Raw genomic sequence first — 17,211 nt, forward strand, 5'->3', positions numbered from 1 at the left:
CAAACGACCGGGAGAGACCGCATGGACGACGCCTACACCACCCAATTAAGCGCAGGCGAAACCATCGAGGCCTCGGGTCTCGAACAGCTGATGGCGTTGAAGGAGGGCGACACCTTCCTCGTCGCCGACGGCTGGGGCGACATGACCGGCGGCGCCGACGGCCTGTTCGCCGGCGACACGCGCGTCCTGTCGCGATGGACAATGACAGTGGGGCTGCTGAAGCCGTCACGGCTGTCGTCAGGCGTCAGCCAGGACAACGTCTTCTTCTCCTGCCACACGACCAACCGGCCGCTGCCGCCCATGGGTGGACGATCAGCGCCGGCCGGCGTGCTGCACATCGAGCGGCGTCGGTTTCTGTGGGGGCGTCGGCTGTTCGAGCGCATTCAGATGGTCAACCACGGGGTGGAGGACATCCTGTTGCCCCTGGCCTTCGACTTCGGCGCGGACTTCTCCGACATTTTCCAGGTCCGCGGCACGCCCAGACCCAAGCGCGGAACGCTTCACGCTCCGACGACGGACGGTCGGCGCGTCACCTTCCGCTACACCGGACTGGACGGCGTAGACCGCGCCAGCTGTCTGGCCTTTTCCGAGCCCCCGGCGCGGCTGACGCATCACCGGGCCGAGTTCATGTTCAGCCTTCCCAAGGGCCGGTCCATGGACCTGTTCATTGAATGCGGCGTCGATTCCTGTGAGACGCCGGACGCCGGCCGGTGGCGTCAGAACGCCGTCCACGCCCGCCTGGCCATGCGCGCCAAACGTCGGCGCGGCGCCTCGGTGCGGGGGCCGCGCAGCCCGCGGTTCAATGACTGGCTGGATCAGTCGCGGGCCGACATGGCCCTGCTGACCACCGACCTGCCCACGGGCCCCTACCCCTATGCCGGCACGCCCTGGTTCTCGACCCCGTTCGGCCGCGACGGCATCATCGCCGCCTGGCAAATGCTGTGGCTGGACCCGTCGCTGGCCAAGGGAGTCCTGACCTATCTGGCCTCGCGCCAGGCGACCGAGACCTCGCTGTTCCAGGATAGCCAGCCCGGCAAGATCATGCACGAGACCCGCGGCGGCGAGATGAGCGCCCTGCACGAGGTGCCTTTCGGCCTCTACTACGGCGGGGTCGACACCACCTGCCTGTTCATCGCCCTGGCCGGCGCCTACGCCAGCCGGACCGGCGACCTGGATCTGATCCGTGAACTCTGGCCCAACCTGGTCGCCGCCGCCAACTGGATGCGCGACTATGGCGACTCCAACGGCGACGGCCTGATCGACTATCAGCGGGGCGCCGACACAGGCCTGTCCAACCAGGGCTGGAAGGACTCCGAGGACTCGATCTTCCACGCCGACGGTCGCTTCCCCAAGGGTCCGATCGCGCTTCTGGAGGTGCAGGGCTACGCCTTCGCTGCCTGGCGCGCCATGGGCGATCTGGGCGAGCGTCTGTACGACGACCGCACGCCTGAATGGCGTATGCGCGCCGAACAGGTCCGCGCCCTGGTCGAGGACAAATACTGGATGGAGGACGAGGGCTTCTACGCCGTCGCCCTGGACGGCGACGGCGAGCAGTGCCGCGCCATCGCCTCCAACGCCGGCCATCTGCTGTTCACCGGTCTGCCCTCGGTGGAGCGCGCGCGGCGGGTCACCAAACGCCTGCTGTCGGCCGAGTTTCGCACGGGGTGGGGCATCCGCACGCTCGAGCTGGGCCAGGCGCGGTTCAATCCGATGAGCTATCATAACGGCTCGGTCTGGCCGCACGACACCGCCATGGCGGCAGCGGGGATGGCCAACTATGGCGAGCGGCAGGCAGTCGCCGACATCCTGGCGGAGATCTACGCCGCCGCCGCCCATTTCCATCTTCGCCTGCCCGAATTGTTCTGCGGATTCCCGCGCGAACCGGGCGAGCCGCCCATCGCCTATCCGGTCGCCTGCCTGCCCCAGGCCTGGGCGGCGGGTTCGGTCTTTTTGATGCTCCAGGCGGCGCTTGGTCTGTCCATCGACGCCTGGACCGGAACGATCGACATGGCTGACCCCGTGCTGCCTGCGGGTCTGGAACGGTTGAAGATCACCGGGTTGACGATCGGAGACGCCGTGGTCGATCTTTCGATCCGGCACGTCGATGGCCGCGCCGTCGTTATACCGGACCATCGTCAGGGGCGGCTGGCGGTCAGAACGCTTCGTTGACTCTTCGATGACCCCTTCCGCCCTCGCCGCCTCGCGTCTCGAACGCAACTATCTCCGGGATCTCGGACGCGCGTTCGCCGGCGCGCTCGTGTTCAGCATTCCCCTTCTGATGACGATGGAGATGTGGGAGGCCGGGGTGGCGATGGACCGGTGGCGGCTGCTGCTGTTCGTCGGCGCCGGCCTGCCCCTGCTTTATGGCCTGGCCTATTACGCCGGGTTCTCGAACCGGCGCGGTCTATCTAATGACCTGCTCGATACATCTGTGGCCCTGGCGGTCGGCTTCATCACCACCTCCGTCCTGTTGCTCCTGTTCGGCGTCATCCAGTGGGACGCCTCTCCGCATGAAGCCGTGGGCATGGTCGCGCTACAGGCGATCCCCGGAGCAATGGGAGCCCTGCTGGCTCGCAAGCAGCTGAGCGGCGGCGGCAGGGGCGAAACGGACGAAGGCCAAGCCTCCTACCTGGGCGAACTGTTCCTGATGGCGGCGGGCGCCCTGTTCTTCGCCCTGAACGTGGCGCCGACAGAGGAAATGATCCTGATCGCCTACAAGACCACAGCCGTCCACGCGCTTGGAATGATCGCCCTTTCCATCCTGCTGCTGCACCTGATCGTCTTCAAGGCTGGCTTTGCGGGTCAGGAAGAAGCGGATCGTCCCGTCGAAGCCTTCCTGTATTTCACCTTGCCCGGCTACGTAATCGCCCTGGGGATCAGTCTCTTCGTCCTGTTCGTCTTCGGTCGCACGGACGGCCACTCGCTGGGCGGGGTGCTGCACACAATGATCGTCCTGGGTTTTCCAGCCGCCATCGGCGCGGCCGCAGCCCGTCTTCTGGTCTGAGCCATGAGTACGAAAAACAGCGCCGAGAAAAGACCTGTGCTGCAGTGGATCATGGCCGTCGTGGGCGCGTGTGTGACGGCGTCGGCCGTCGGCGTCATGGCGTGGGAGGGCGTGCGGCCCAGCGCACCGCCCATGCTCAGCGCGCGCATCGTCGAAGTCGAGACCACGGCCACAGGTCATATCGCCAAGATCAAGGTGAAGAACGACGGCGACGACACCGCCGCAGCGGTGAATATCGAAGCCGTGCTGGGTGATCAGACCGCCACGGCGACCCTGGACTATGTGCCCGGCCACGGCGACGCCGAGGCCTACGTCCGGTTCGACGCCGATCCCCGCCGCGCCGTCGTCAGGGTCGAGGGCTGGTCGGCCCCGTAAGACGTTCGACCTGGCTTGAGGAAACGCCGGGGCCTCTGCGGCGTTAGGGCAGAAAGGAGACGATCATGGCCGCACGACCCACCTGGCAGGGACATCTGAAACTGTCGCTGGTGACCTGCCCGGTCGCCCTCTACACGGCGACCTCGTCCACCGCCCATGTCAGTTTCCACCTGATCAATCCCGACACCAACAACCGTATCCGGATGGTGCCCACCGACCCGGACACCGGCCCCATCGAGCGCTCGGATCTGGTCAAGGGCTATGAGGTGTCGAAGGACGAATACGTCCTGTTCGACGATGCCGATTTCGACAAGGTGAAGCTGGAGACGACACGGACCATCTGTATCGACAGCTTTGTCGATGAAGACGAGATTGATCGGCTCTACTGGAACGACCCCTTCTACGTCGTGCCGGAAAAGGGCGTCGGGGCCGAAGCCTTCGCCGTCATCCGCGACGCCATGAAGAGCGCTGGAAAGATCGCCATCGGCACTCTGGTGCTGCGCGGCCGCGAGCGTCAGTTGGCGCTGGAGGTGCGGGGCAAGGGGTTGGTGGCCTATTCGCTGCGCGCGCATGACGAGGTGCGCGAGGCCGACGACTATTTCGACGATATTCCGACGGTGAAGGCCGACAAGGACATGGTCGATATCGCAAGCCGGATCATCGCCCAGAAGCAGACCGACTTCGACCCCGCGACCTTCAAGGACCGCTACGACGATGCCCTGCGCGAGATGATCAAGGCCAAGCAGAAGGGCGGCAAGGACGTGATCGAGGCGCCCGAGCCCGACGACACCAATGTGATCGACCTGATGGAAGCCCTGCGCAACAGCCTGAAGGGCGCGGCGACCGGCGCCAAGCCGGCAGCGAGGACGAAGACCGCCAAGGCTCCGGCAAAGAAGAAGCCGGCGTCTCGCAAGAAGGCCGCCTGAGGCGGAGCCTTGGTGAATAGTGTTAGTGAGCAAGAGGTGAGCGAGGCGGACGTGGGCAGCTCACCTCTTGCTCACTAACACTATTCACTGAAACCACGACAAAGCCGCCTACAGCCCCATCGCCTTCAGCACCGGGCGCAGACTGACTTCCCCCGCACGGAAATCCTTCCACGGGTCGGCCTTCTTCAGCAGGGCGGACGCGTCGTGCAGGGTGAAGGCCTTCGGGTCCAGCCCCGCCTTCACCTGACCCCACGACAGGGGGAAGGCGATCCCCGCACCCGGCCGCGCGCGCACCGACCAGGGCGCCACCGCCGTGGCCATGCGGCCATTGCGCAGATAGTCGATGAAGATCTTCCCGCCCCGCGCCTTCTTGGCCAGGGTGGTGGTGAACCGGTCGGGATCGGCGCGTCGCACCTCCTCCGAGATCGCCTTGGCGAAGGCCTTGCACTGGTCCCATTCGATGCGGCTGCGAGCATCGGAACGGATCGGGACGACGACATGAAGCCCCTTGCCGCCGGTCGTCTTGACGAAGGGATGCAGGCCCCGCTGTTCCAATTGCGCCTTCACCGTCTTGGCCGCCGCAATCACCGCCGCGAAATCCAGGCCTTCATCCGGGTCGAGGTCGAAGGTGATCTGTTCCGGCGTCTCGGGATCGCCCGGCCTGCAGCCCCAGGGGTGAAGCTCCAGTCCGCCCGACTGGGCGACGGCGACCAGGCCGCCGACATCGGTGACGGCGACATAGGGGTGGCGTTGATGGACGTCGATCAGCTTCAGGCGGGGGTTGGACCCCGGCATGGCGTGGCGCTGGAAGAAGGTCTCGCCCTCGATCCCGTCCGGCGCTCGGATGATCGAGACTGGCCGGTCGGCGACGTGGGGCAGAATCCGCTCCGCCGCCGCCTCGTAATAGCGCGCCAGATCGGCCTTGGTGACCGCCGGCCGACCGCCGACGGCGGGCCACAGGATCTTGTCGGGCTTGGACAGGGTGACCCCGGCGACGACGACCTTGCTGGATGCGGAGGTTGAAGCGGTCTTGGTCTTCCGGACGGCGGGCTTGGCGGCGACAGCCGCCTGCGGATCGTCGGTCACGTCCTGGGCCGGCTTGTCCTCGCGCAGGCCCTTGAAGGCCGCGTGCCGCAACGATCCGCCCTCGGTCAGGCCGCCATGTTCCAGCTCGGCGACCAGCACCGGCTTGACCCAATGAATGTCCTTGCCGCCCCGCGGCGCGCTCTTGCCGACAAAGGGCGAGGGTTCAGCCGCCGCATCCTTCAGGGCCGGCAACAGAGTCTTTAGCAGAGGAGCGGCATAGCCCGTGCCGACCCGGCCGAGGTAGCGCAGCCCGTCGTCCTCCGCCACGCCGACCAGCAGGGAGCGGAACCGCGTCCCGCCTTCGGACGACCAGCCGCCGATCACCACCTCGTCGCGCCCTCGGCATTTCGACTTGACCCAGGTCGAGGATCGACCCGCCCTATAGGGGGCGTCCAGCTTCTTGGAGATCACGCCTTCCAGATCCATACGGCAGGCGCCGTCCAGAACCGCCTGCCCGGTCGAGGCGAAATGATCCACATACCGCAGCCGTTTGCGCGCCTTGGCCGGAACGCGGTCGATATGGGCCTGCAGCCGCGCCTTTCGGTGCGACAGCGGCAGGTCCTGCAGATCGTCTTCGCCCTCGCGCAGCAGATCGAAGGCGAAATAGACCAGCTCGCTCGTCTTCTGATCTGCGATGGCCGCCTGCAGGGCTGAGAAATCCGGCGTGTGATCCTCGCTCATTGCGCACAGCTCGCCGTCCACCACCCCGTCGGGCCAGGCCGCCGCATCCGCCGCCAGTTCAGGAAAGCGATCGGTCCAGTCGTGACCGCGCCGGGTATAGAGCCGCGCCTCTCCGCCCCCGGTCGCCACCTGGATACGGTAGCCGTCGAACTTGATCTCATGCACCCAGCCCGCGCCGCCGGGCGGATGGTCGGCCACCTTGCACAGCTGGATGGGGACGAAGGCCGGCGGCTTGGCCAGGTTCGCCTCGCCCGACCTGGCCTTGGGCTTTGCCGGCCCCTTGCGCGCCACGGGGCGAGAGGCGGTCCATTGTTTCTTACCCTCGGCTATCTCCGCCAGGCTGCGGCCCGAGGCGACGGAGGCGTCGATCTCCATATTGGCGTCGCCCTCGCCCGGTACGGCCGCCTCGTCCTTTTCCTTGATCAGCAGCCAGTTGTTGCGCTTCGACGGCTTGCCCCGATCAGACTTGAGCCGGACCAGAGCCCAGCCGCCGCTGAGCCGTTCGCCGTGCAAGATCATCTTCAGCGAGCCCCGCTTCAGCGCCGCCTCGACGTCCGGCTCCTGGGGCTCCCACTCGCCCTGGTCCCACAGCTGGACCGTGCCGGCGCCATAGTTGCCGGAAGGGATGGTCCCCTCGAAGCTTCCATAGTCGAGCGGGTGATCCTCGACCTCCACCGCCAGCCGTTTGACGGCGGGATCACGCGACGGGGCCTTGGTCACGGCCCACGATTTCAGCACCCCGTCATGTTCGATGCGGAAGTCGTAGTGGAGCCGTGTCGCGGCATGGCGCTGGATCAGATAGGTCAGACGCCCCTTGCGGGACGCCTTCCCCTTGCCGGACGGTTCGGGCGTGCGGGTGAAGTCCCGTTTGGCCCGATAGGTGTCCAGTCCGTGCGCCATGCCGCCTCGCCCACCCGTTACTGACGCGGCGCGATACGCCAGACCGTGTTGGACAGGTCGTCGGCGACCAGCAGGATCCGTCGCTGCGGATCAAAGGTCACGCCGACCGGACGACCGCGCGCCTCGCCGTCCTTGATGAAGCCGGTGGCGAAATCGACCGGCGGACCGGCGGGACGACCGCCCGAGAAGGGCACCCAGACCACCTTGTATCCTGCCAGGTCCTGACGATTCCAACTGCCGTGTTCGCCGATGAAGGCGCCCTGGCTGAAGCCGCCGCCGAAGCCGCCATCCTGCGCGAAGCTGAGGCCCAGGGCGGCGACGTGCGAACCCAGGGCATAGTCCGGCTTGACGGCCTTCTGCACTAGATCAGGCTTCTGCGGATGGACGCGCGGATCGGTGTTCTGGCCCCAGTAGGAATAGGGCCAGCCATAGAAGGCGCCCTCACGCACCGACGTCAAATAGTCGGGGACCAGTTGCGGGCCCAATTCGTCTCGCTCGTTCACCACGGCCCACAGGGCGGCTGTGGTCGGCTCGATGGCCAGGGCGGTCGGGTTGCGGATGCCGGTGACGAAGGTGCGGTGGGCGCCGGTCTCGCGGTCGATGGCCCAGACCACCGCACGTTCCTCCTCCACCGCCATGCCGCGCTCGCCGATATTGCTGTTCGAGCCGATGCCGACATACAGGGTCTGGCCGTCGGCGCTGGCGGTCAGCGACTTGGTCCAGTGGTGATTGATCGCCGACGGCAGCTTGGTCAGCTCCTGTCCCTGCGCGGTGACCCGGGTCTGGCCCGGCTGGTAGGGGAAACGCAAAAGCGCGCCCTGTTCGGCGACATAGAGGGCGCCGTCCACGAAGGCCATGCCGTAGGGGGCGTCCAGATTGTCGATGAAGGTGGTGCGGACCTCGGGCTGTCCGTCGCCGTTGGCGTCGCGCAGCAAGGTGATGCGGTCGCCGCCCTTGACGGAAGTCTTGCCCTTGGCCTTGATGATGCCGGCGATGAAGTCCTTGGGCCGCAGCTTGGGGGCGTGGCCGCCCGAGCCTTCGGCGATCAGGATGTCGCCGTTGGGCAGGACCAGGATCTGACGCGGAATCTGCAGGTCGGTCGCCATCGGGGTGACGACGAAGCCGTCCGGCACGGTGGGCAGTTCGCCGTTCCAGCCGATCGGATTGGCGATCTTCATCGGCGGAACCAGGGTCTCGTTCAGGCCCGGAAGATCGGGATTGGCGCCCGTCTGTTTCAGATCAGGGTCGCTGCGGCTGCAACCCGCCAGGGCCAGGACCGCGACAGTGGTGCAAAGGAGGGTCTTGATCATCACGCGATCTCCCGCACGGTCGAGTTGGAATAGGCCAGCCAGCCCGCGATCAGGACCAGAAGGGTCGACAGGATCGACAGGGTCAGACCGAAGGCGCCGACCGAACTCCAGGCGTCCTGGCTGTGCTTGAAGGCGTTGATCAGGCCAAAGATCCAGGCCAGGGCCAGGGCGGCCAGATGGATAACGGCGGCCCGTCGCGCAGGTGTGCGCCAGGACAGAGCCAGATCGATGATGGCCCACAGGCCCGCGAGTCCACCGAAAACCAGGGCGCCGACGATCAGCCAGGCCGAAAAGTTCGACCACTGCATCTGGGCGGACTTCAGATAGGCGATGTCGCTGATGAGGGCGGAGGTGAACAGGGCGATGGGGAAGGCCATCAGGATTCCGCGTAGCGGATTCAGCCTCTCACGGAAGGCGGCGACAGCGGGCATGAGAGGGTTTCCTGCGGCGTCGCCACGATACGGCGACGTCGAACCCAACACGCGGCCCGGACTTTGGTTCATCCGGTCGAGCGCGACCGAACGCAGCAGAACGGGCCGCCGGCGAGACGCCGACGGCCCGTCACAGGCTTAGAAACGCTTGGTCAGTTGAACGCCGTAGGTGCGGGGTTCGTTGACGAAGGCGGTCAGGTTGTTGAAGTCGATGGCGCCGATGACGTTCTCTTCATCGGTGATGTTGCGAACATAGGCGGCCGCTTCCAGCCCCTTGTTCAGATCCCGCCAGCCGGCGCGCAGGCCGCCTTCGAACGCCGTGTCTTGCATGAACTCGACCGATTCATACAGGAACAGGTTGAAGTCCTTCTGCATGGCCCAGTCCGTCGAGGCGAAGAACTCGGTGTCGTCGCCCAGAGGCAGGACATAGTTCAGCGTCAGGTTGGCGGTGTATTCCGGCGCCTGAGGGAAGGGGTTGCCGTCGACGTTGGCGCGACGGGTCGTGCCCACAGTCACGATGGGGTCGGTGACGGTGCAGTTCGAGCCGCAGATAGCCACCAGCAGGCCGCTGTCCTTGATCTCGGTGTGGTTCCACGCCGCGCCGGCCGACAGGCTGAAGCCCGCGCCCAGATCGATGTCGCCGTCCAGCTCCAGGCCGTAGCCTTCGCCCTTGTCGGCGTTGATCAGGCGGTTGGAGTTGTCCGCGCCGCCGATGGCGGTGAACTGCATGTCGCTGACTTCATAGGCATAGGCCGTCCCGTTCAGGCGGGCGCGACCGTCCCACAGGCGGGCCTTGAAGCCGGTCTCGTAGGACATGACCGTCTCGGACTCGGCCGTGGTCAGGACCGGCAGGTTGCGGCCCTGGATCGACGGGCCGCGATAGCCCTTGGCCACGCGGGCGAACAGATTGAGGCTGTCATTGACCTCATACAGGGCGCTGACGTCCCAGCTGACCTGTTCGTCGCCGACCGAAACGGCGCCCTGGCCGCCCACCGGCGTGCCGGTGACGATACGGCCGAAATAGTCGCGGCTGTCGTCGGTGTAGCGCACGCCCGCCGTCACCTTCAGGGCCTCGGTCAGCTTGTAGCTGCCCTGGCCGAACACCGACCAGGAGTCGGACTTCTGGGTGATGTCGGTGACCTTGGTCGGCTGAAGACCGCCGACGCCGTTGAAGGTGCCCGAGACCAGGTTGATGCGCTCGTCCCAATAGAAGGCGCCGATCTGCCAGCCCAGGCGGGCGTCGTCGTTCGAGGCCAGCCGCAGTTCGTAGGTATTCTGCAGCAGGTCGCTGGACAGGGTGCCGGTCTCGGAGTTGAACGGCGTCTTGTAAGGAGCCGTCGCCGGGGCCGAAGCCACGCCGCCGTCGATGTCGCCGTCGCCCTGGGACCAGCCCTGGTACGAGCCGACGATCCCGGTCAGGGTGGCGGGGCCGAAATCATAGGCGACGCGCAGCGACTGCGAGGTCGTCTGCTGCTTCTGGAAGTTGTTGCGGCCGCCGTCGTAATAGACGGTGTCGCGGTCGAAATTGCCGTTCAGTTCGTTCGAACCCTTGGTCAGGGCGTTGGCGCGGTTCATCGTGCCCGTGCCGTCATAGTCGCGCGCCTGCAAGGTCAGCAGGGTCGAGAGCCGGTCGGTCGGGGTCCAGGCAACGTGGACGCGGGCGGCCAGATCGTCAAAGCCGCCCAGGTCGTCATCATTGGCGTCGGCGAAGGACGGGTTGTAGGCGTTGTTGACCCAATCATCGCGGTGGTTCCACAGGATGGCGCCGCGCACCTGAAGCGTGTCCGACGCCGGCAGGGTGACGGCGGCCTCGGTCCGGGTCGAACCCAGGTTGCCGTAGGTCAGCGAGCCGAAGCCCGTGAAGGCGTCCGACGGCTTGACGGTGTCGATCTTGACCACGCCGGCCGGGGTGTTGCGGCCAAACAGGGTGCCCTGCGGACCGCGCAGAACTTCCAGCTGCTGCACGTCGAACAGGGGGAAGCCCTTCAGATAGACGCTTTCCAGCACCACATCGTCCAGCACCACCGAAACCGGCTGGGAGGCGGTGAAGTCGAAGTCCACATTGCCCAAACCGCGGATATAGAAGCGCGGCGCATAACGGCCGTTCGAGCTTTCGACCTGAAGGCTGGGCACGCGCGCCGACAGCGACAGGATGTCGGCGCCGCCTGCAGAAATTTCTTGCAGCGTCTGGGTGTTCAGGGCGGTGACGGCGAACGGCACCTCGCGGATGTTCTCGCTGCGGCGTTGGGCGGTGACGACGATGTCGTCGACGCCGGCCGGCTCAGCATCGGTCTGGGCGAGGGCGGCGCCGGCGCTCAGCAGGGCGACGCCGCTGACGGTGGCGGCAAGCAGGGCTTGACGAAGCATGGGATTATTTCCTTGGCGACATGGGAAGCTGTCGCGCGTGCCCGTAAGGCCTCCGGAGACGAGTCGCCAGCCGAGACCGCACCGGAAATTTGAACCTTTGAAGACGCGGACACAGGGGTGCGACAATCGAACAGACATCAACAGGCGCGACGTCGCGCGATATTGTGCCGCTTGATTTCAGATGCGAAACTGGAGGCCTGCGTGGCCTGGTTCCGCATCCCTCCCGACATATTCAGGTTCGTGCATGTCCTTCGTCACGCCATCTCGCCGCCGGCTGCTTCAACTCGCCGGAGCGGCGGTCCTGACGCCCGGTCTGGCGGCGGCTCGGCGAAACCACGTGATCGGCCGCGTGCTGGCGGTCTCGGACATGCATTCCGCCTACGAACGGACCGGTCGGCTGCTGGCCGCGTTCGAGCGCGAAGTGAAGTCTCACGGCGTCCCCCATGTGATCGCGATCAACGGCGACATCTTCGAGCACGGCAACGCTGTGTCTGTCCGTTCGGGCGGCGCCGTCGACTGGGCCTTCCTGGCCGAGGCGGCCCAGCTAGCGCCCACCGTGGTCAACCTGGGCAATCACGACAATGATCTGACGCCGGATCTGGCCGAGGTCGTGGCCCGGATGCGAAGCCTGGGCGTGCTGGTCGTCAGCAACATCGTCGATACAAGGACCGGGGCGACCTACGCCGCGCCGAGCACGACCGCCCCGTTCGGGTCACGCAGACTGCGGATCGTCGGCCTGGCGACCAATGCCTTGAACACCTATCCGCAGGCGTCGCGCGCGCAGCTGTCCATCCCGGCGCCGGGCGAATGGGCGAGCGCCCATCTTGCCAAGCTGACGCAGGGCGCCGATCCGGTCCTGGTCCTGAGCCACGCCGGCGTCGTGGCCGATCGGACCATCCTGCCCCTGCTGCCGGACGGGGCGCTGATGATCGGCGGCCATGACCACCTGCTGTTCCAGCATAGCCAGGGGCGCAGCGCCTATGCGCACACCGGCTCCTGGACCAACGCCTACACAGTGGCGGACTTCCATGAAGACGGGTCAGTGACGGCCGAGTCTCGCGCGGTCATGGCCGACGCCCCGTCCTGGCCGCCGCTACAGGGCCTGATCGACGCGACCCTCGCGGCCCAGCTGACGGATGAGGACCGCGTGGTGCTGGGACGCCGGGCCCATGCCCTGTCGCTCGGCGACACCGGCCGCCGCATCGCCGCCGGTTTCGCAGAGGCGGCCGGCGCCGACGCCGGCTTCATCGGCCACACCACTTTGGGAACAGGCGCGCCGGCCGGACCCGTCACCCGGCACATGTTTGGTTCCATCGTGCGGTTCGACGGCCGGCTAATGGCGGCCGATGTGTCGTTCGCCCAGTTGGACGCCTTCATGGCCCGCGCCAATCAGGATCGGCCAATTCCGCTGAACCAACGAACCGGCGACTTCCTCTATGGCGCGACCTCACGCCAATGGTCGGGCGACACAGGAGGGGCCGGCGACACGCGCATCGTCACGACCGACTGGTGCGCCGCCAACCAGGCCGAATACTTCGGGACCACGACCCTCCGGTTCACAGAAATCCCGGACCGCAGGGTCAAGGCGGTCGCCGCCTCGGCGCTTTTCGAGGCCTGAGGAAGGCTTGGAAGCAGGCGCCCTGTCGCAGGGGCCGGTTGATCGTCACCACCGCGCGGGGCTCGAGGATTTCACCTGCAGCCGCTGACCCCTCGCCTAAGGCTTCAGGACCACCTTGGTCCATTCGTTCTGATTTTCCTTGAAGTTCTTGTAGCCTTCCGGCGCCTGTTCAAGAGGCAGGCGATGGCTGATCAGATCCGTGGTGTCGATCTTGCCGTCGAGCACCAGTTGGAGCAGTTGCGGCAGATAGCGCTGAACATGGGTCTGGCCCGTCTTCAACGTCAGCCCCTTCTCCATGAAGGCGCCCACGGGCCATTTGTCGGCGACCCCGCCATAGACGCCGGGGACCGAAACCGTGCCGCCCTTTCGCACCGCCATGATGGTCTCGCGCAATACATGCGGGCGATCCGTCCCGAGCCGGGTCTCCTGTTTGACCGCGTCGATGATGTTGTCCGGCGAGAAGCCATGGCTCTCCATGCCGACCGCATCGATACAGCTGTCAGGCCCCAGACCGGCGGTCATTTCCTGAAGGGCCTCGCGCACCTTCACCTCATGATAGTTGAGCACCTCGGCGCCATTGGCCTTGGCCAGGGCGAGACGGTTCGGGTGGCGGTCGATGGCGATGACGCGGCCGGCTCCTTGCAGGATGGCGCTCTTGATCGCGAACAGGCCCACCGGGCCGCAGCCCCAAATCGCCACCGTGTCGCCCGGCTGGATCTGCGCATTCTCGGCCGCCATCCAGCCGGTCGGATAGATGTCCGACAGGAACAGCACCTTCTCGTCTTCTATCCCGTGGGGGATCTTGATCGGCCCATAATCGGAATACGGCACGCGGGCGTACTCCGCCTGGCCTCCGGCAAACCCGCCCGTCAGGTGCGAATAGCCGAACAGGCCGGCGACGGGGTGACCATAGGCGATCTCGGTGGCGTCGGACTTGTCGGCGGGGTTTGAGTTGTCGCACGCCGCCGGTAGCGAACGCTCGCAGAAGAAGCATTGTCCGCAGGCGATGACGAAGGGCACCACCACCCGGTCGCCCTTTTTCAGGCTGGTGTTTCCCCGGCCGACTTCCACCACCTCGCCCATGAACTCGTGGCCCAGAATGTCGCCGTTCGACATGCCGGGGATCATGCTGTCGTAAAGGTGCAGGTCCGAGCCGCAGATGGCGGTGGCCGTGATCTTGATGATGGCGTCGCGCGGGTTGACGATCTGGGGATCAGGGACGGTGTCGACCTGAACATTGTGTTTGCCGTGCCAGGTGAGAGCGCGCATGGGCGGTTCCTTATCTAAGAATGGACTGGGATCAGAAGTGGCGCGAGGCGCGCGGCGCCGCGTCCGGCGCCTTCGAGGTCGAGATTTCGCCCGTCTCCATCAGCTGTTTGAAGCGGCGGAGTTCGCGCCGCGCCTGAACACGGGGTTCGCGCTGCATGACCTTGGCGACGACCTTGCCGACGACGCCGGCAGGCGGGTCGTAGCTGATGAAGACCCGGACCTCCGTGCCCCGGCCGAAGGCGTTTTCGCGGAACTCGACCCATCCCTCGTGATCGATGTCGGACCCTTCGGTGGAGGTCCAGGCGATCCGCTCGCCGGGAACGTCGTCGGTGATTTCAGACACCAGGTCGATGTCCGCCCCGGCCGGTCCTGCAATCGTCCACTGCGACCGTCGGTCCTCCAGCACCTGCACCGTCTTCACGTTTTCCATGAAGGCCGGCAGGTTTCTGAAGTCGCGCCAGAAGGCGTAGAGATCCTGTTTTGGGCGATTGATCAGCACCGCCTGAAGGCTGGAGGCGTCATGGTCGCCTTCCCTTCGATCGCTGTCGATGAAGGCGGTGGAACCGACATCGGCGTCGGTGGAAACTTCGCTATGAGACATGGGTTTGGCTCCGATCAGCTGAAACTCGTCAACCGCGCCGCACGCTCTTCGTTCCGTCGGGTTTTTGGTCGGAACAGCGCCCCGTTGCAGGAGTTCTCCAGCCAATATCCGCGGAGACTCCATGACCGACGCCCTCGACCAGACCGCCGCCGAAGCCGCTTGACCCCTTGCCGTCGTCACCGGCGCCTCGTCGGGAATCGGCTATGAATTAGCCAAGCTGTTCGCAGACGACGGCTACGATCTGGTGGTCGCGGCCGATACCCCCCTGGTCGAAGCGATTCAGGTGCTGGAAGGCCTCGGCGGGCGGGTCGATCCGGTCCGGCGCAGGCCGAACTCGCCTCGGAAGAGGCTTTGACCCGAGCGACGCCGACGATCCGTTTCTAGGTCCGCTTTGAGACAGAGGAACGCGGATGCGGGTTTTTGCGCTGTGAGGTCAAACCCCTGGAGGATTCATGTCCGTCATCGACAAGGCGCTGGCCGCCATCACCCCGCAACCGTCTGAAGAGCATCGCCGCGAGGCGACCGAGAAGGCCAGGGCCGCCGCCCAGTCCGGCAACTGGCTTTCGCTCGCCCTAGACCACCACGAGCTCATTCGTTCCGCCTTTGCCGAGGGTCGAACCGCGAAATCGGCGGCGGACCGCACGGCGGCGATGCAGAACCTGGCGCTGGTTCTGAACGGTCATTCCCTCGCCGAAGAGCTCGTCCTCTATCCGGCCATGGCGCAGCACAGGCACAAGCTCCAGGCGGGCGTCGCCTATTCCGAGCAGACCACGGCCAAGATGCAGATGGCCGAACTGGAGAATATCGCGCCCTCCTCCGACGCCTGGCTCGACAAATGGGAGCATATCGAGGGCGCGGTGCTGACTCACATGTTCGAGGAGGAGAACGGCTGGTTCATGCACCTGAAGGAACATGGCGAACACCAGGACCGACTGACCGCCCGCTACACCGAAGAGTACCAACGCTATGTCGGCTGAGCCCTCTGCCAGCCGCTCCGGCCTCGCCCAGGGCGGCCTCGGCGGACCGGAAGATCAACTGCTGGAGGCGGGGCAGGAAGAGGTCTTCTCCCGCGCCGAGGTCGAGAGCGGGCGTATCGAACATCACGCCGACACCCAGACCAAGCCGTCGTCCGACGAGGTGGAGCCCTCATCGCCCAACGCAGACGGGGATGGACAGGAAGGCGCCCCGATGGACAAGGCGGGCTGACAGCATGGCGCAGGGTCTGAACGCCGAAATCCCGGCCTCGGCGGTTCATCTCTGCGTCGATATGCAGAGGATGTTCGTCGAGGACACCGACTGGAAGACGCCCTGGGCTGAACGGGTTCTTCCGGTGATCGTTCGCCTGTGCGAGCAACGCGCCGACCGCACCTGTTTCACGCGATTCATCCCTGCTGCACGACCCGGGGAAGGTCGGGGGACCTGGCGCAAATACTGGGACCGCTGGCCCTCCATGACCCTCGAAGCCTTGGGAGAGCCCATGGTGGACCTGGCGCGAGATCTGCAGCCTTTCGCACCGCCGGGCTGGATCTTCGACAAGACCCTCTATTCGCCCTGGACCGGAACCGACCTGAACGCCGTACTGCGGCGCAGCAGCGTCGACACGCTGGTGGTCACGGGGGCTGAGACCGATGTCTGCGTGCTGGCGACTGTGCTGGGCGCGGTGGACCTCGGCTACCGCGTCGTGGTGGCGACCGACGCGCTATGCAGCTCGTCGGACGAGGACCATGACGGCCTGATCGCGCTTTATCACCGCCGCTATGGGCAGCAGATCGAGACCGCGGAGGTCGAGGATATCCTGTCGGCGTGGCGCTCGGCTTAAGCCGGAGGTCTAGTTAGGGCTGGGCCAACAGCCGGATCAGCCACCCGGCAAGAACGGTCGCGACCATAAGGGCGACGACGATGGCGACGCGCCCCCACCGAAACGTTCGCTCGATGCTCCGCGCAAGGATTTCGGGATCGGTTGGCGGCAAGGGGGCGCTTCGTTTTGCGAGTAAGGATCCGGCGGGCGCAGCGCTGACGCAGCCAACCGCCGGACAGGCTCTGAAAGCCCCTCAACCACGGGCGGTTGCTGCGTGTCGGGAACCCGACGCGACTTGCGCTTCAACGCAGGACAGGGTTGCCCAATGTCCGATTTTGATCGCATCAGACGTCGGCGGTGCAGTCACGGAACACACGCGGGCCACAGGGTTTTCTTGGTGACATCACCGGAGCAAGCCCATGAAAATCTTGAACCTAATCACACTTCTCCTCGTCATCGTCGGCGGCCTCAACTGGGGCCTGGTCGGCGCCTTCGATTTTGACCTCGTCGCCGCCATCTTCGGCCAGGGTTCAGCCCTGTCTCGGATCGTCTATGTTCTGGTCGGCCTGTCGGCCCTGTGGCAGATCGTGCCCTTCCTGGCCGCGATGAAGACGGACGAACCCCACGCAGAGGCCGGCGTGCGGTCCTCGACGGGTCGTGTCTGACGCAACCCCATGTCGGATCCCGAGCGCCAAAAGCCCCGCAACCTCAAAGATCGCCGTCGCCTCGGCCGCCTCGCGATCCTGCTGCTGATCGCCTTCGCCCTCCTCTATGTGGGCGTCGGCGCGACGGCCTTCTTCAGCACTCAGCCCCCGCCATTCTAGGCGCGGGGACTGAGGTCGTAT

16 protein-coding genes and 1 pseudogene are annotated in these 17,211 nt (G+C 65.9%); 11 read left to right on the forward strand and 6 right to left on the reverse strand.

The window, feature by feature from the left end; translation table 11 throughout:
• The first annotated feature begins 21 nt into the window (after positions 1-21).
• From ACW17X_RS09315 to ku, 4 genes are all read left to right on the forward strand, one after another.
• Entirely contained in the window at positions 22-2,169 is a 2,148-nt protein-coding gene (locus ACW17X_RS09315; RefSeq protein ID WP_492096891.1) for an amylo-alpha-1,6-glucosidase, read from the forward strand.
• A 7-nt stretch (positions 2,170-2,176) separates the two neighbouring features.
• Entirely contained in the window at positions 2,177-3,004 is an 828-nt protein-coding gene (locus ACW17X_RS09320; protein WP_492096892.1) for a TIGR02587 family membrane protein, read from the forward strand.
• Between the two features lie 3 nt (positions 3,005-3,007).
• Positions 3,008-3,379 (forward strand): hypothetical protein, encoded by a 372-nt coding sequence (locus tag ACW17X_RS09325; RefSeq protein ID WP_492096893.1) that lies wholly within the window; start codon positions 3,008-3,010, stop codon positions 3,377-3,379.
• 65 nt (positions 3,380-3,444) lie between these two features.
• A complete protein-coding gene (gene ku, locus ACW17X_RS09330) occupies positions 3,445-4,305 on the forward strand; it encodes a non-homologous end joining protein Ku (protein WP_492096894.1) in 861 nt (286 codons plus the stop codon).
• Positions 4,306-4,413: 108 nt separating this feature from the next.
• On the opposite strand, the gene ligD is transcribed toward ku, so the two are convergent.
• The 4 genes from ligD to ACW17X_RS09350 form a co-directional block, all read right to left on the reverse strand.
• Complete coding sequence (ligD, locus tag ACW17X_RS09335) at positions 4,414-6,972, reverse strand: DNA ligase D (RefSeq protein ID WP_492096895.1); 2,559 nt, start codon at positions 6,970-6,972, stop codon at positions 4,414-4,416.
• Positions 6,973-6,989: 17 nt separating this feature from the next.
• Positions 6,990-8,282, reverse strand: a complete 1,293-nt coding sequence (locus ACW17X_RS09340; protein ID WP_492096896.1) for a PQQ-dependent sugar dehydrogenase — start codon at positions 8,280-8,282, stop codon at positions 6,990-6,992.
• Entirely contained in the window at positions 8,282-8,713 is a 432-nt protein-coding gene (locus ACW17X_RS09345; protein WP_492096897.1) for a DUF2231 domain-containing protein, read from the reverse strand. The genes ACW17X_RS09340 and ACW17X_RS09345 overlap by 1 nt, the downstream gene beginning before the upstream one ends.
• Before the next feature lie 138 nt (positions 8,714-8,851).
• Complete coding sequence (locus ACW17X_RS09350) at positions 8,852-11,080, reverse strand: TonB-dependent receptor (protein WP_492096898.1); 2,229 nt, start codon at positions 11,078-11,080, stop codon at positions 8,852-8,854.
• 244 nt (positions 11,081-11,324) lie between these two features.
• Here ACW17X_RS09350 and ACW17X_RS09355 point away from each other — a divergent pair, with 244 nt between their 5' ends.
• Positions 11,325-12,698, forward strand: a complete 1,374-nt coding sequence (locus tag ACW17X_RS09355) for a metallophosphoesterase (RefSeq protein WP_492096899.1) — start codon at positions 11,325-11,327, stop codon at positions 12,696-12,698.
• Between the two features lie 96 nt (positions 12,699-12,794).
• Here ACW17X_RS09355 and ACW17X_RS09360 read toward each other — a convergent pair whose 3' ends face one another.
• Both ACW17X_RS09360 and ACW17X_RS09365 read right to left on the reverse strand, forming a co-directional pair.
• Positions 12,795-13,967, reverse strand: a complete 1,173-nt coding sequence (locus tag ACW17X_RS09360; protein ID WP_492096900.1) for a zinc-dependent alcohol dehydrogenase — start codon at positions 13,965-13,967, stop codon at positions 12,795-12,797.
• A 31-nt stretch (positions 13,968-13,998) separates the two neighbouring features.
• Positions 13,999-14,568: an SRPBCC family protein gene (locus ACW17X_RS09365; RefSeq protein ID WP_492096901.1), complete on the reverse strand. Its 570-nt coding sequence runs from the start codon at positions 14,566-14,568 to the stop codon at positions 13,999-14,001.
• 181 nt (positions 14,569-14,749) lie between these two features.
• Here ACW17X_RS09365 and ACW17X_RS09370 point away from each other — a divergent pair.
• From ACW17X_RS09370 to ACW17X_RS09395, 6 genes and pseudogenes are all read left to right on the forward strand, one after another.
• Positions 14,750-14,923 (forward strand): annotated as a pseudogene (locus ACW17X_RS09370) (hypothetical protein); the annotation flags it as partial.
• Between the two features lie 97 nt (positions 14,924-15,020).
• A complete protein-coding gene (locus ACW17X_RS09375) occupies positions 15,021-15,545 on the forward strand; it encodes a hemerythrin domain-containing protein (RefSeq protein ID WP_492096902.1) in 525 nt (174 codons plus the stop codon).
• Entirely contained in the window at positions 15,535-15,774 is a 240-nt protein-coding gene (locus tag ACW17X_RS09380; protein WP_492096903.1) for a hypothetical protein, read from the forward strand. Before ACW17X_RS09375 ends, ACW17X_RS09380 begins: the two co-directional genes overlap by 11 nt.
• Positions 15,775-15,778: 4 nt before the next feature.
• Complete coding sequence (locus ACW17X_RS09385) at positions 15,779-16,387, forward strand: cysteine hydrolase family protein (protein WP_492096904.1); 609 nt, start codon at positions 15,779-15,781, stop codon at positions 16,385-16,387.
• A gap of 398 nt (positions 16,388-16,785) precedes the next feature.
• On the forward strand, positions 16,786-17,031 hold the full coding sequence (locus ACW17X_RS09390) for a DUF378 domain-containing protein (RefSeq protein ID WP_492096905.1): 246 nt from the start codon (positions 16,786-16,788) through the stop codon (positions 17,029-17,031).
• 9 nt (positions 17,032-17,040) lie between these two features.
• A complete protein-coding gene (locus ACW17X_RS09395; protein WP_492096906.1) occupies positions 17,041-17,190 on the forward strand; it encodes a hypothetical protein in 150 nt (49 codons plus the stop codon).
• Positions 17,191-17,211: the final 21 nt, after the last annotated feature.

The organism is Brevundimonas sp. FV1ye4L, assembly GCF_058681255.1.